This window comes from Kitasatospora albolonga (genome assembly GCA_002082585.1).
Lineage (GTDB): Bacteria > Actinomycetota > Actinomycetes > Streptomycetales > Streptomycetaceae > Streptomyces > Streptomyces stephensoniae.
Window position 1 is genome coordinate 364,797 of the sequence record CP020563.1, and the last position, 13,136, is coordinate 377,932.

Consider the following 13,136-nt stretch of genomic DNA (forward strand, 5'->3'; position numbering starts at 1 on the left):
GCCATGGCGACCCCGGCCCCGGAGTTCCGTCCCACCCATGTCGTCCCGCCGGACGGGCTGGACGCCTGGGAGACGCCCGATGCCGCCCGGCCCACCGATCCGCTGGACGGACTGCTGCCGGTGCGGCTGGTGGACCGGCGCGGGGACTGGGCGTACGTCGTCTGTTCCAACGGCTGGGCGGCCTGGGTCGACGGGCGGCTCCTCGTCTCCGTACCGAAGGACCCTCCGGCCCCCGGTCAGCCGCTCGCCCGTACGGCGGACCCGCGCCCCCTGCTGGCCCGGGCGGAGGAGGCCCTGAACCAGTACCGGCGCGCGGCCCAGGACCTGGCCGAGGGCCGCAGCGACGGGGAGGGCTTCCAGCGGCGGACGCGGGGGATGCGGGTCGGCATGATCGTGGACGGGGAGTCGGTGTGGCTGTACGACGCCGAGCACGAGCGGTGGGTCTTCTGCGACGGGACCCAGCTCAGTACGTACGCGGCGGACGCCGGGCCGGGGGCGAGCTCGGGGCCCTCGAGCTCAGCCCCGGTGGCTCCCGAGGGGGCCGCGCCGGAGCCGACCCGGGTGGTGGAGCCGGACGATTCCGCGCCGGGCCGGGAGGCTGCTCCCGGATCACCCGAACCGACCCGGGTGGTCACTCCCGGGGAGCCGGAACCCACCCGCGCAGTCACCCCGGACGGGCCCGAACCCACCCGTGTCGTCACTTCCGACGGGCCCGAACCCACCCGTCTCGTCACTCCCGCCGACTCGCCGGACGGCGGGGCGCCGGGCCGCCCTGAGCGGTGACGGGCCGTGGCTCCCCCGCCTCCCCCGTCGCACGATGCCGGGCTGCCCGCCGGGCGCGACGACGAGCTGGTCGGGAAGCGGATCGCGGGCTATCTCGTGGAGGCCGAGATCGGGCGTGGGGGTATGGCGGTCGTCTACCGGGCCAGGGATCTGCGGCTGGACCGGATCGTCGCGCTCAAGCTGCTCGCCCCGGAACTGGCCCGCAACGACACGTTCCGGCAGCGGTTCACCCATGAGTCGCGGGTGGCGGCGGCGATCGACCACCCCCATATCGTGCCGGTGTTCGAGGCCGGGGAGACGGACGGGCTCCTCTACATCGCGATGCGGTACGTACCGGGCGCCGATCTGCGCGTACTGATCGACCGGCGCGGGCCGCTCGATCTCACCGCCGCCGTCCGGATCGGCGGACAGGTCGCCTCCGCGCTGGACGCGGCCCACGACCACGATCTGGTACACCGCGATGTGAAGCCGGGGAACATCCTGGTGGCGGCGGGGACCGACAGCGACCATCCGGAGCATGTGTATCTGACGGACTTCGGGCTGACGAAGAAGTCGCTGTCGCTGACGGGGTTCACCACGGTCGGCCAGTTCGTCGGGACGCTCGACTACGTGGCGCCGGAGCAGATCTCGGGGAAGCCCGTGGACGGCCGGTGCGATGTGTACAGCCTGGCGTGCGTCGTGCAGGAGACCCTGACCGGGGCGCCGCCCTTCCAGCGGGACGACGACATGGCCCTGCTCTGGGCCCACCAGTACGATCCGCCGCCTCCGCCGTCCGGGCAGCGGCCCGGTCTGCCGGGCGCGGTGGACGGCGTACTGGCGAAGGCGCTGGCCAAGTCGCCGGACGACCGTTACGAGACCTGTCTGCGGTTCGTGGCGGCGCTGCGGGCGGCGGCGTCCGGGATCGCGGCCGGGGACCACGCGCCGACCCGGGTGGACGCGCGGGCCGGTTCCTGGTCGGCGACGCCCGAGCCGCCGCCCCGGCCGCCGCGCTGGGCCCGCCCGGTCTTCCCGGAAGCCTAGGTGTATTGCCCTGTGAGGTTGGGGACGCGGGTGGCGGGTGGTTTGCCTGCGAGCGCGGTGTGTCCGCGGTGGTGATTGTAGGTGTGCAGCCAGGCGGGGAAGGCGTCGCGTCGTTCCTGTTCTGAGCGGTAGGGACGGGCGTAGGCCCATTCGTCCAGCAGGGTGCGGTTGAGGCGTTCGACCTTGCCGTTGGTCTGGGGCCGGTAGGGCCGGGTTCGCTTGTGGGCGATCCCGGCTGCTGCCAGGGTGTCGCGCCAGGTGTGGGACTTGTAGCAGGCGCCGTTGTCGGTCAGGACGCGTTCGACGGTGATTCCGACGCCGGTGAAGTAGGCGTGGGCCCGCTGCCAGAAGGCGGTGGCGGTTTCCTTCTTCTCGTCGGTGAGTATCTCGCTGTAGGCCAGGCGGGAGTGGTCGTCGACGGCGGTGTGGATGTACTGGTAGCCGACACCGGACCTGGTCCTGCGGCCCGCCGGGCGGCCCAGGACTTTGTGGCCGCCGCCGTCGGGGATGTTCCCGAGTTTCTTGATGTCCACGTGTACCAGCTCGCCGGGGCGGTCGTGTTCGTAGCGGCGTATGACGCGGCCGGTGGCCCGGTCCAGATGCTTCAGGCGGGCCAGGCCGAAGCGGGTCAGGACCCGGTGCACGGTCGAGGGGGCCAGGTTCAGCAGGTGCGCGATGCGGGCTGGTCCCCAGCGCCGCAGGACTCTGACCTTGATGATCCGGCGTTCGGTTCGGGTCGCGGTCCGGCGCGGGCTGTGGTGCGGGCGGGAGGAGCGGTCGCTCATGCCGGCCTCGCCCGTGGCCCGGTAGCGGGTGGCCCACCGCTGGGCCGTGGTGGGCGAGACCTGGAAGCGTTCTGCCGCGCGTCGAAGAGGCCAGCCATCCTCGACCACGCAGCGGGCCAGACGCAGGCGGCCGGTCTCGGTCAGAGGTGCATTACGGTGGGGCACGAGGGCCTTTCGGTCAGGTGTAGACGTCGCAATCCACACCGAACCGGCAGGCCCTCACCCATTTCAAGATCCCTCAGCCGAGATGTACCTCACCGCCCACAACCTCCCGGGACAGAACACCTAGGCCCTGTCGTCGAACGGCCGCCCGCAGCTCGGGCGGCCGTCCGGCGCGTGGCGGTGGACCGCTCCGGGTCAGCGTGCGCCGGGACGCATCGCGGCCGCGGTGGCCGACGCCACGGTCAGCGCGTCGGTGAGCGGCCGGTCGAGGAGCCCGGCGAGGTCGGGACCGGAGCCGCCGAGGAGTCCGTGCCGGACGCTCGTGGCGATCGAGGCGAGCATCGGCGGCTGGAACGGCAGCAACGTGTCGTCCGCGAGGAGCCGGGCGCGGTACTCGCCGAGCCCGATGGTCCGGTGAGCGACACGCAGACGCTCGGCGACGCCATCGGCGGTGATCGGGGTGCCGACCAGTTCGTAGACCCGGCCGACGTGCGCGGTCCTGTCGCCCGCGACGACGGCCGCCGCGGCGGCCAGATCCGCCCGGGCCACCGCGGCGAGAGCGCCGTCGCCGAAAGCCGACTCCACTCCGTCGGGCGTCCACGCCAGCAGCGCCCCGAAGAGCTCGGCGTAAAGACCGTTGCGCAGAATCGTCCACGCGAGGCCACTGGCCCTGACGAGGCTCTCCGTGACGCGGTGGGCGAGCGCGAATCCGAGGTGGTCCCCGGTAGCGGTCAGGCTCGTGTAGACCACGTGCTCGACGCCGTCGCGGACCGCGGCATCGAGCAGTGCCCGGTGCCGGGCGATGACCTGGTCGTCCTCGGCGTACCCGGCCGAGATCAGGACCAGGGTCGAGACACCGGTGAGATCCAGCCCGGCGGGGTCGTCGAAATCCAGGCGGCGCTGCCCGTCGGCGGGGGTTCGGCTGCCGCCCAGGGCGGGGACCTTCCGGTCGGCCAGCTCCTGGAGCGTCAGGGAGGCGAGCTGTCCGCTTGCGCCGGTCACCATGATCATTGCGGTTCGGTCTCCTGCCGTGGTTCTCTTCAGTAACCAGAGTGATCGTGGACATCAGTAACAGAGTTGATCGTGAAAACTAAGGTGATCGTGGAGCCGCCGAGGTCGGCCCACAAGGAGGCAGTCCGATGTCAGTGACGCACACCGGGGTAACCGCTGGACCCGCGGAGCTGGACCCGTGCGGGCAGCCGCACCATCCGGACTGCGGAATCCGCGATGTCCTCGACCGCATCGGCGACAAGTGGTCGGTCCTCGTGATCGTCGAGCTGGCGAACGGGACGCGGCGTTTCCGGCAGCTTCAGCGCGCGATCGAGGGGATCTCCCAGCGGATGCTGACCCTGACCGTGCGCCGGCTGGAACGCGACGGGCTGGTGCTCCGGACCGTCTACCCGACCGTGCCCGCCCAGGTCGACTACCGGCTCACCGAGACCGGCGCGAGTCTGACCCACCTGGTCAAGGCACTGGCCGACTGGTCGCTCGATCACCGGGAGACCGTCGCCGAGGCCCGCCGGGCCTACGACGCGCAGCATCCCGGCCACGAGATCCGCTGACCGCCCGCGTCACCGACGTACCGGGACAGCGCGTCTAAGGGCTGTCCGGCGGGACCTCGCCGTGCCGCCGGTGCACCCGGGAGGCGGCGAGCGCGCCCAGGAAGCCGGCGGCCAGGCCCCAGAGGAAGGCGATGCCGAGCGCGGTCCACAGGCGGGGGCGCAGCGAGACCTCGCCCCCGAGGCCGCCGCCGAGGTCCCCGATGCCCAGCAGGGACAGGCCGTACCGGGCGGAGACGGCGGCGGTCAGGCCGATGAGCAGCACGGTCAGGGTGAGCGCGACCGCCAGGTGCAGGGCGTGCTGCCAGGGCCGCGTCCGGGCGGGCGAGCGCACCGCCATCAGGAACGCGGCGCCGAGCACGAGCAGGACGGTGACGACGAGCAGCCACCAGACGCGCCCGTCCTGGGCGGCGAGGGTGCGCAGGTCGACCGTGGAGAGGTCCGGCGTACGGAGTACGGAGTCGAGGACCTGGGGCATCGGCAGCCCGAAGGGACCCTGCACCTTGCCCTCCCAGGAGGCGCCGAGGCCCACGGTGAGCGCGAGCCAGACCAGGTTCGGCAGCCCGAGGAGGATCACCGCGAGGGTCTGGGCGGGGTGGCCCCGTACCACCATCACGACCAGCCCCGCCACGGCCCCCAGGGCGACGGACACCAGGAGCAGCGCCACCATGGCGGACGCGGCCGGGCGCACGGTCTCCTGGAAGCGCACCAGCCGGGGCGGCAGCGGTGCCCGGCGCGAGACGAGGAGCGCCAGTACGAGGACACCGGCGAGCCACAGCAGGCCGAGGAGCAGGGTCGGCGGGAGGTCGGCCCGGAATCCGATCCGGGCCGAGTCGCCCAGGACGTCCCCGAAGGCGTCCTCCGCGCCGTCGCCGGTCCCGTCCCCCGTGAGGTTCTCGGCCGGGAGGGTGAACGTGTGCCGGGCCACGAGGGAGAGGACGACCAGCACCACGGCCCACAGGGCGGCGACGCGGCCCGCCCAGCCCGCCAGTTCCCGGCCCCCGGCGACGGCCCGGTGGCGCAGCGGGCGGAGGAACCCGTGGGCGATGAGGAGCGCGCCCGCGAGGGTCACCGAGAGCGGGAGCACCGAGAGGCCCGCCTGCGCCCCCACGAGGGAACCGGCGTCGCCCGCCAGCCCGACGGAGCCGCCCGCCGCCATCACGACGACCGCGGCGACCACCTGGGGGAAGCCGCCGCCGGGCAGGCCGGTGGCACCGGCGGCCCAGAGGCCGAGGGCCGCCGTCACCAGCATGGCCAGGGTTCCGGCCAGCACCGCCGCGAGCGCGTCGCGCCAGCCGTGCGGTGCGCGCGCCGCGCTCTTCCTGTCGTTGCTCGCCCGGACGTTCACGCTGCCACGCTAAGCAGTGGCCCGGAACTCCGCTTCCCGGGGAGAACGGTCTCTCCCTCCGCTTGCGGGGAGCGCCCGGGCGGAGCACACAATGAGTGCGACAAGGCCCGGATTGCCCTGTTATGCCCTGAAGGTGGATCAGGAGTCCGGGGCGTTACCGACTTCGGGGAGCAGAGCCCGTGAGTGTCCAACCGCCGTCCTCCGGCCGCCCCTCGGGACCGCCTTCCGGTCCGCTCTCGGGCCCCTCCCAGTCCGGTCCGACGCCCCCGCCCCCCACCACCGTGTCCGGCTCGCCGCCCGGTCCGCCGAGCGGCGGGGACCACGGCGGGCCAGGGGGGCCGGGCGGCTCCGGCGGCGGCCCGGGCCCGGGGGACTCCGGCGGCTCCGGCCCGGGCAGTGGTTCCGGGGCCTCCTCCGGTTCCGGTTCCGGCCCCGGGCGTCCGTGGTGGCGGTCCGTGCCCCGGATCGCCATGATCGCGACGGCCGTGGTCGCGGCCGTCGTGCTGGTCGTGTTCCTGACCCGCCCGGACAGCGGCGGTTCGAAGGCGGGCGGTGAGGTGTTCCTCCAGGCGGCGGGCTCCTCCGGCCCGGACCCGTTCACGGAGTCCACGGCGCGCGAGAGCGACCCCGAGCCCGGCACCTCCTCACCGTCCGCGGCGCCGAGCCCGTCGGACCGGGGATCGCAGGTGACCCGTGGGGTGGACGGGGCGGAACCCGGTCTGTACGGGGGGACCCGCGAGGTCGCGAGCTGTGACGTGGAGCAGCAGATCAGGTTCCTGAGCGGGGCGCCGGAGAAGAACCGGGCGTTCGCCTCGGTCCAGGACATCGAGCCGTCGGCCGTCCCCGGCTATCTCCGCTCGCTCACCCCCGTACAGCTGCGCATGGACACCCGCGTGACCAACCACAGCTTCCGGGACGGGGAGGCGACGGCCTATCAGGCGGTGCTCCAGTCCGGTACGGCGGTGCTCGTGGACGACCGCGGGGTCCCCCGGGTGCGGTGCGCCTGCGGGAACCCGCTGCTGCCGCCCGTTGCCCAGGAGAGCACCCCGAAACAGACGGGGAAGGCATGGCCGGGATACCGGGCGTCGGACGTGGTCGTGGTGGAACCGTCGTCGAAGCCGGTGGAGGAGTTCGTGATGGTCGACCCGGAGAACGGTGACTGGTTCACCCGTCCGGCGGGTGACACCGGAAGCGGGGACAAAAAGACCGATCCGCCCGAGGACAAGAAGAAGGACGGGTCGGAGTCGCCCTGCCCGCCGGGAGCCGGTGACGGAAACCGCTCCTGCCCTCCGAGCCCGGGCGCATCGCCGCCCGAGGGCGAATCCCCGCCGCCCGGCGACTCCCCGCCCCCGGCCGACGACGGGACCACTCCGCCGCCGGACAGCCCGCCCGCCAGCGATCCCCCGCCGCCCGACAGCCCGCCCGGCGACTCGCCCGCCAACCCGCCCGGGGACTCGCCCGGCTCGCAGCCCGCGCCGCCGCAGGAACAGCAGCAGCCGGAGCAGCAGCCGCAGGATCAGCAGTCCGGCTCCCGGTCGGCGCCGCTGCCGCAGGACGTCTGACATCTGACGCCAGGGCCGGGTACGGATCGGCAGTGGACGGGGCGGCCGTCCGTCCGGCCCCGGCGGCAGTCGGCCGACGGCATACGGTTCCGGGTCCGCACCGGTGTTCCCCGGCGGGGGCAGGCCCATCGATCACGACCCGTTGGGCGCAAGGAGTTCATCGGACAGACCGAGGTGGCGGCGGAACGCCTGCCGGCCGAGGGCGGTGACCGCGACGGCGCGCGTGGTGCCGACGGGAGTGATCCAGCCGGTGTCGAACGCGTGGCGGCACAGGGCGGCACCGACGGCACCGGCCAGGTGGGGGCGGCGTTCGGTCCAGTCCAGGCACGACCGTACCGACGGCCGGCGCGTGCCGGCCGGGACGGTGATGCCGAGATCGTCGAGCCAGGCCGCTCCGGCGCCGGTGAGCCCGAGTCCGAGGTCCTGGTCCAGCAGCCTTCGGCCGAGCATCGCGTCGGTGATGGCGACCCCGACGGTCCCGGCGAGGTGGTCGTAGCAGGTGCGGGCGTGGGCGAGGGCCTGCCGTCGGCCGGCCGCCGACAGGGAACGGGGTGCCGGGGTAGGCGCGGGTGCCATGGAGGCGAGGCTCTCGACCAGCTCGGCCACCTGCGGACCGGCCAGACGCACATAGCGGTGGCGGCCCTGCCGTTCCTCGGCCAGCAGGTTCCCACGGACGAGCGCGTGCAGGTGCTCGGTCGCGGTCGAGGGCGCCACCCCCATATGACGCGCCAGTTCTGTCGCTGTCCACGCCCGGCCGTCGAGCAGGGCCAGGCAGAAACCCGCCCGCGTACCGTCGGCCAGAAGCTTCGCCACGGTGGCCAGGTCGGGACCGGCCACCTGTGCACGCCGCATGTCCATGTGCCCCATTGTCCCCCCGTGACACTTCGGCCCTGACCGAAACGACCGGACCCTAGGCTGCGCACCATGAACACGGCACCTCCCAGCATCCTGCCCGCACCGACAGCAGCCACCCGACCGACAGCCGCCACCCATCTGGAGATCGAGCCGAGCGTCCTGTACTTCGGGACGCCGGTGGTGCTCCTGTCGACAGAGAATCAGGACGGCTCGTTCAACCTTGCCCCGATATCGTCCGCGTGGGCCCTCGGGCGGACGGTGGTGATCGGACTGGGCCGTGAGGGGCAGACCGCGTACAACCTCGGCAGCCGCCCCGGCCTGGTCATCAATCTGCCGGCCCCCGACCAGTGGCCGGCCGTGGAGCGGCTGGCGCCGCTGACCGGCCGGAATCCCGTGCCCTCCGGCAAGCCCGAGGGCTGCCGTTTCGAGCCGGACAAGTTCGCCGCGGCGGGGATGACGGGCGAGCCCTCCCATCTGGTCCGGCCGCCTCGCGTCGCCGGATGCCCGATCCAGCTGGAGGCCCGTGCCGAACGGGTGCGGCCGGATGTCTCCGGGGAGTTCGTCATCGTCGAGGCCGCCGTGTGCAAGGTGCACGCCGACTCCCGCATCGTCGTTCCGGGCACCGATCACATCGACCCCGTCGCCTGGAGCCCGCTCATCTACAACTTCCGCCACTACTTCGGACTCGGCCCGGAACTCGGCCACTCCTACCGGACCCGGACACCCCGCGGCTCCGAGGGGCCCGGCGCACGCGCGGACGCCTAGCGCACCGCGTCCGGCCGGCGCCCGGCCGTCTTCCCTGGCGTGGGGATCTCCACCGGGGCTCCGGCCCCCTTGGCCGCCCCCAGTCCGGCCGCCGAGGCGGCGGAGTGGAGCGAGCGCAGGGCCAGCAGCAGGAATCCGATGTCGTCGAGGTAGACGGGGTCCGGCAGCAGGTCGACCGGGGAGACCGTGTAGATGACGGCCGCCCAGACGAGCGCCTTGTTCCGCAGCGGGATACCGGCGTCGACCAGGAGCTTCCTGGCCTTGAAGACGCGCACCAGCAGTACGGCGGCCAAGGCCAGCATGAGGAGTGCGGCGACGGCGCCGACGACGAGCCAAACGGTGGTGTCCATGGCTCATCGTCTACCCACTGGGCCGCCCCTGACGAGGGTGCGGGCGGCGGTGTCGTACGTATCACCGTTCTGCCACCGTCCTGGAGCGCGCCCGACCGGCCGGGTCAGCTCGCGGTGTTCCTGGCCCGCCTGCGGCTGCGGCGCTTCAGCGCGCGTCGTTCGTCCTCGGCGAGACCGCCCCAGACGCCGGAGTCCTGGCCGTTCTCCAGGGCCCATTCCAGGCACTGGGCCTGGACGGGACAGGTCCGGCAGACCGCCTTGGCCTCCTCGGCCTGGACGACGGCGGGGCCGGAGGTCCCGATGGGGAAGAACAGGTCCGGGTCCTCCTCGCGGCAGGCCGCGTGCGTACGCCAGTTCTCCATGCTGCTCACTCCCGGTGTCGGATGCGTGCCGCAGGCGCTCGCCGTACGGCCGTACCGTGCGGGTGACCGACGATCCGCGCCTCAAACACCCGGGCGCCGGGGAACCGGGCCGGTTTCCGGGGCGGGGCGGTGCAGGGCGAGGAGGGCCTGGTCGTCCTGGATACGGCCGCCCGTGTGGCGTCCGACGTCGTCGATCAGCAGCTGGAGGATCTGCCCGGGGGTCGGCGGGTCGCCGACGAGTGAGCGGGGGCGCAGGAGGCGGGGCAGGCGTACCTCCGCGTCGTAGAAGACCCCGGCCTCGTCGCGGGCCTCGGTGACCCCGTCCGTGTAGCACAGGAGCGTGGAGCCGGGCGGGAAGGGGAACGTGTCGACCGGGAACGACCAGGTGCCCAGCGCCGCCATGCCGAGCGGGGGCGCCTCCCGGGACGGTTCGAGGGCGGTGGCCGTGCCCTCGGCGTCCAGCAGCAGCGGGGGCGGATGGCCCCGGTTGACGATCCGTACGGCGTCGAGGCCGACGGCGAACTCCGCGATCAGCGCCGTGGTGAACCCCTCGTCCCGCTCCTGGTCGCCGCTTCGGCCGCCCTCCCGCAGCAGGGCCCTCTCCAGCGCGTTCACCAGTCCGGGCAGGTCCTCCGCCTCGTCCGCCGCGTACCGGAAGGCCCCCAGGTCCGCGCAGACCGCGCCCACGGCGCCGAGGCCCTTGCCCCGGACGTCGCCGACCATCACGCGCACCCCGTGCGGGGTCTCCTGCACCACGTAGAGGTCGCCGCCGATCATGGCCTCGTCCTCGGCGGGGACGTAACGCGCCGCGATCCGGAGGTCGCCCAGCCGCGACGGGGGCCGGGGCAGTACGGCGGCCTGGGCCACGGCGGCGACCTGGCGGGCGCGCCGGGTCCGGGCGCTCTGGCCCGTGAGGGTGCGGTTGATGAGGACGGCGAGCACGGTCACGGCCACCAGGGTGAGCTGGTTGGCCACGCCCCCGTGCCAGCCGAAGGTGTGGTCGACCCGGGCGAGGACCACCTGGACGACCATCGAGAGGGCACCGATCGCGATGATGCCCGGCGGGGTCAGCAGGGGGGCGGCGGCGACGGGCGCCGTCGCGAGCAGGGGTGCGGACGTGATGTCGGTCGGGGTCACCAGGTCGATCACGACGGCCAGCATGACGACCCCGACCGGAATCCACTGGGCCCTCCGCTGCCGCACCACTCCCTCACCCTGGACGGCCCGGGCCCGCGCCGCATCCCGGAGTGGGCTGCGCGGGTTCAGAGCGGCAGCGGGGTGCCGGGGGGCGGGGCGGCGGCGCACGCCGCGTCGAGCCGGATGCGGTAGGCCATCACGGCGTCCGGGTCGTCGACGAGGTCGACGCGTACGCCGGGGGTCTCCAGCACCGCCTGGTCCCCGATCTCGGGGGCGGGGACCCGCAGCAGGTGCAGGGGCGGCATGGCGGTCATGGCGTGCGGCGGGTGGTCCAGCGGCACCACCTGGACGGTGATGTGCTGCCGCTCCATCGCCGCGGCCAGCGCCCGCCGCTGCTCCGCCATGGTCTGCGGGTCGCCCACCCGGGTGTGCAGGGCGACGGCCGGGAGCAGAGCCCACAGGGCCGTACCGCGCTCGCCGAGCCTGCGCCGCCGCTCCCGCAGCAGCTCCACACGGCGCTCCCGGCGGACGGGGCTGTCGTCGGGGTAGCGCATCCGGTAGAGGGCGGCGGCGTAGGCGGGGGTGCGCAGCAGCTCGGGCACGAGGGCGGGGTGCCAGGTGCGGACCAGGCTGGCCGAGGACTCGACCCCGATGACGTCCTGCTGCCAGCCCTCCATGACGTCCCGCCAGTGGTGCCACCAGCCGGGCAGGTTCGCGGCTCCGAGCCCGGCCAGGATCGGTTCGGCGACGGCGGGCGGGACCCCGTAGCGGCGCAGCAGCCCGGTGACCTGCCGGGCGTCGAGCCCGGTCTCGGCCCGTTCGATGCGGCGTACGGTCGCGGGGTGCGCACCCAGGGCGTCGGCGGCGGCCTTGAGGGAGATGCCCGCCTGTTCCCGCAGTATCCGCAGCCGGGCCGCCAGGACGCGGTGCTGCACCGTGGGACCGGAGCGGGGGCGCATGCTCGTACCTCGTTCGTCGAGCCCCGGGTCGGAGCCTTGGACACTCTGTCGCTTGCAAAATATGCTCTTTGCGCTGAGAGTGCATACATGTCGGAAATAGTCATGGGTGCCGAGCGCGCCCCGGAAAGCGGGGGAGTCAGAGGTGCACACAGCTGGTGGGTTCCCCGATTGCCAGGGGGCGTTCCCGAGGCCCGTCACCGGGTGCAGGAGGCGATGCGCGCGTGGGGAGAACCCGCGGAACGCATCGAGGCGGCGGCCCTGATAGTGACCGAGCTGGTCACCAACGCCGTGCAGCACACCAGTACCCGCCGCATCCGCTGTCGGCTCCTCCGCTCGGCGGACGGGGTCCGGATCTGCGTGTGGAACCGCGGCCGGGCCCGTATCCCGGCCCCGGCCACCCCGGCGGGGCGGCCCGTGGAGGCGGCTCCGGCGGCGGACGGTCCCGACGGTGACGATTCGCTCGACTGCCTGGCCGAGGACGGCAGGGGCCTGCTGCTCGTGGATGCCCTGGCGGCCCGCTGGGGCACGCGCGCCGCGCTGGCCGGGTGTCTCGTCTGGGCCGACATCTGAGCCCGGCGCCTGCGCCACGTGCATGATCAGGCTCCGGGACTCCCCCGCGTGATCATGACCCGGACCCCCGTGTGACCGAGGTCCGGGACTCTCCCCCGCGCGTCCGGGCGGGCCGTGATCAGGCGGGAACCGTACGGCACTCCGGGTGACCCCAGCCGTTCGGGTTCTTCGCGATCGGCTCCTTGGCCGCGTACGGCCTTCCGCAGTGGCACCGCCCGGCGAACCGCGCCTTGATCGTGCCGTTGGACCTCCCGGTACGGGACGCGCCCGACGCACCCTTCCCCTTCGCCTCGCCCGTCTCCGTACGCCCCTTCGTGGAGCGCGCCGGGGCGGGTACGGGCAGGGCCGTGGCTCCGTGCGCCGTACCCGCCGCCCGCTGCGTCACCGCCACCTCGCTGGCGGCCTGGTCGGCGAGGGCGTTGAGCGGGTCGCCGTCCACCTGGTGGGCGGGAACGTAGCGGAACGTCACCGGACGGTCGGTGAGCAGGGCGTCGATGCGGGTGACCAGCTCGCGGTTGGCGACCGGCTTGCCCGCCGAGGTCTTCCAACCGTTGCGCTTCCACCCCGGCAGCCACTTGGTCACGGCGTTCATGGCGTACTGCGAGTCCATCCGCACCTCGACGCTCGCCGCCGGGTCCGTGGACTCCAGGAGCTCGGCGAGCGCGGTGAGCTCGGCGACGTTGTTCGTCGCGGTGCCCAGCGGGCCCGCCTCCCAGCGCCGCGGGTTCCCCTGCGCGTCGGCGACGACCCAGGCCCAGGCGGCCGGTCCGGGATTTCCCTTGGACGCCCCGTCACAGGCGGCGATGATGCTCTCGTTCATCCCTCGATCATGCCAGTGCCGCATGACCGCCCCGACCGGCGGCGCCCCGCCCCTGGGCGGTCCGGACCTCTCGCTCAGGGCACGATGCCCTGCGAGGAG

15 protein-coding genes are annotated in these 13,136 nt (G+C 73.6%); 6 read left to right on the plus strand and 9 right to left on the minus strand.

Annotation, left to right across the window (positions count from 1 at the left end; genetic code table 11):
* Window positions 1–3: 3 nt before the first annotated feature.
* Entirely contained in the window at window positions 4–783 is a 780-nt protein-coding gene (locus B7C62_01480; protein ID ARF71072.1) for a hypothetical protein, read from the plus strand.
* 42 nt (window positions 784–825) lie between these two features.
* Window positions 826–1,803, plus strand: coding sequence for a serine/threonine protein kinase (locus tag B7C62_01485; protein ARF76930.1), 978 nt, complete (start codon window positions 826–828; stop codon window positions 1,801–1,803).
* On the opposite strand, the gene B7C62_01490 is transcribed toward B7C62_01485, so the two are convergent.
* The gene (locus B7C62_01490) at window positions 1,800–2,753 is read right to left on the minus strand and encodes an IS481 family transposase (GenBank protein ID ARF71073.1); all 954 of its coding nucleotides are present in this window, start codon (window positions 2,751–2,753) and stop codon (window positions 1,800–1,802) included. The two genes, B7C62_01485 and B7C62_01490, sit on opposite strands and share 4 nt — an antisense overlap.
* 192 nt (window positions 2,754–2,945) lie before the next feature.
* Window positions 2,946–3,761, minus strand: a complete 816-nt coding sequence (locus B7C62_01495) for an NmrA family transcriptional regulator (protein ID ARF71074.1) — start codon at window positions 3,759–3,761, stop codon at window positions 2,946–2,948.
* Window positions 3,762–3,889: 128 nt separating this feature from the next.
* Between B7C62_01495 and B7C62_01500 the strand changes: the two genes are divergently transcribed.
* The gene (locus B7C62_01500; GenBank protein ID ARF71075.1) at window positions 3,890–4,312 is read left to right on the plus strand and encodes a transcriptional regulator; all 423 of its coding nucleotides are present in this window, start codon (window positions 3,890–3,892) and stop codon (window positions 4,310–4,312) included.
* A 34-nt stretch (window positions 4,313–4,346) separates the two neighbouring features.
* On the opposite strand, the gene B7C62_01505 is transcribed toward B7C62_01500, so the two are convergent.
* Window positions 4,347–5,657: a hypothetical protein gene (locus B7C62_01505; GenBank protein ARF71076.1), complete on the minus strand. Its 1,311-nt coding sequence runs from the start codon at window positions 5,655–5,657 to the stop codon at window positions 4,347–4,349.
* Between the two features lie 179 nt (window positions 5,658–5,836).
* Here B7C62_01505 and B7C62_01510 point away from each other — a divergent pair, with 179 nt between their 5' ends.
* Window positions 5,837–7,219 carry a hypothetical protein gene (locus B7C62_01510; protein ARF71077.1) on the plus strand — a complete coding sequence of 461 codons (1,383 nt, stop codon included), beginning with the start codon at window positions 5,837–5,839 and terminating at the stop codon, window positions 7,217–7,219.
* Window positions 7,220–7,351: 132 nt separating this feature from the next.
* Here B7C62_01510 and B7C62_01515 read toward each other — a convergent pair whose 3' ends face one another.
* The gene (locus tag B7C62_01515) at window positions 7,352–8,077 is read right to left on the minus strand and encodes a transcriptional regulator (protein ARF71078.1); all 726 of its coding nucleotides are present in this window, start codon (window positions 8,075–8,077) and stop codon (window positions 7,352–7,354) included.
* 66 nt (window positions 8,078–8,143) lie between these two features.
* Here B7C62_01515 and B7C62_01520 point away from each other — a divergent pair, with 66 nt between their 5' ends.
* Window positions 8,144–8,839 carry a flavin reductase gene (locus tag B7C62_01520; GenBank protein ID ARF71079.1) on the plus strand — a complete coding sequence of 232 codons (696 nt, stop codon included), beginning with the start codon at window positions 8,144–8,146 and terminating at the stop codon, window positions 8,837–8,839.
* Here B7C62_01520 and B7C62_01525 read toward each other — a convergent pair.
* The 4 genes from B7C62_01525 to B7C62_01540 form a co-directional block, all read right to left on the minus strand.
* Complete coding sequence (locus B7C62_01525) at window positions 8,836–9,189, minus strand: hypothetical protein (protein ARF71080.1); 354 nt, start codon at window positions 9,187–9,189, stop codon at window positions 8,836–8,838. The two genes, B7C62_01520 and B7C62_01525, sit on opposite strands and share 4 nt — an antisense overlap.
* A gap of 104 nt (window positions 9,190–9,293) precedes the next feature.
* Window positions 9,294–9,551, minus strand: coding sequence for a WhiB family transcriptional regulator (locus B7C62_01530; GenBank protein ID ARF71081.1), 258 nt, complete (start codon window positions 9,549–9,551; stop codon window positions 9,294–9,296).
* Between the two features lie 81 nt (window positions 9,552–9,632).
* Window positions 9,633–10,757: a serine/threonine protein phosphatase gene (locus tag B7C62_01535; protein ID ARF76931.1), complete on the minus strand. Its 1,125-nt coding sequence runs from the start codon at window positions 10,755–10,757 to the stop codon at window positions 9,633–9,635.
* Between the two features lie 56 nt (window positions 10,758–10,813).
* Window positions 10,814–11,647, minus strand: coding sequence for a transcriptional regulator (locus B7C62_01540; GenBank protein ID ARF71082.1), 834 nt, complete (start codon window positions 11,645–11,647; stop codon window positions 10,814–10,816).
* A gap of 168 nt (window positions 11,648–11,815) precedes the next feature.
* Between B7C62_01540 and B7C62_01545 the strand changes: the two genes are divergently transcribed.
* Window positions 11,816–12,217 (plus strand): ATP-binding protein, encoded by a 402-nt coding sequence (locus B7C62_01545; GenBank protein ARF71083.1) that lies wholly within the window; start codon window positions 11,816–11,818, stop codon window positions 12,215–12,217.
* A 118-nt stretch (window positions 12,218–12,335) separates the two neighbouring features.
* Here B7C62_01545 and B7C62_01550 read toward each other — a convergent pair whose 3' ends face one another.
* A complete protein-coding gene (locus tag B7C62_01550) occupies window positions 12,336–13,037 on the minus strand; it encodes a ribonuclease HI (GenBank protein ARF71084.1) in 702 nt (233 codons plus the stop codon).
* Between the last annotated feature and the right edge of the window lie 99 nt (window positions 13,038–13,136).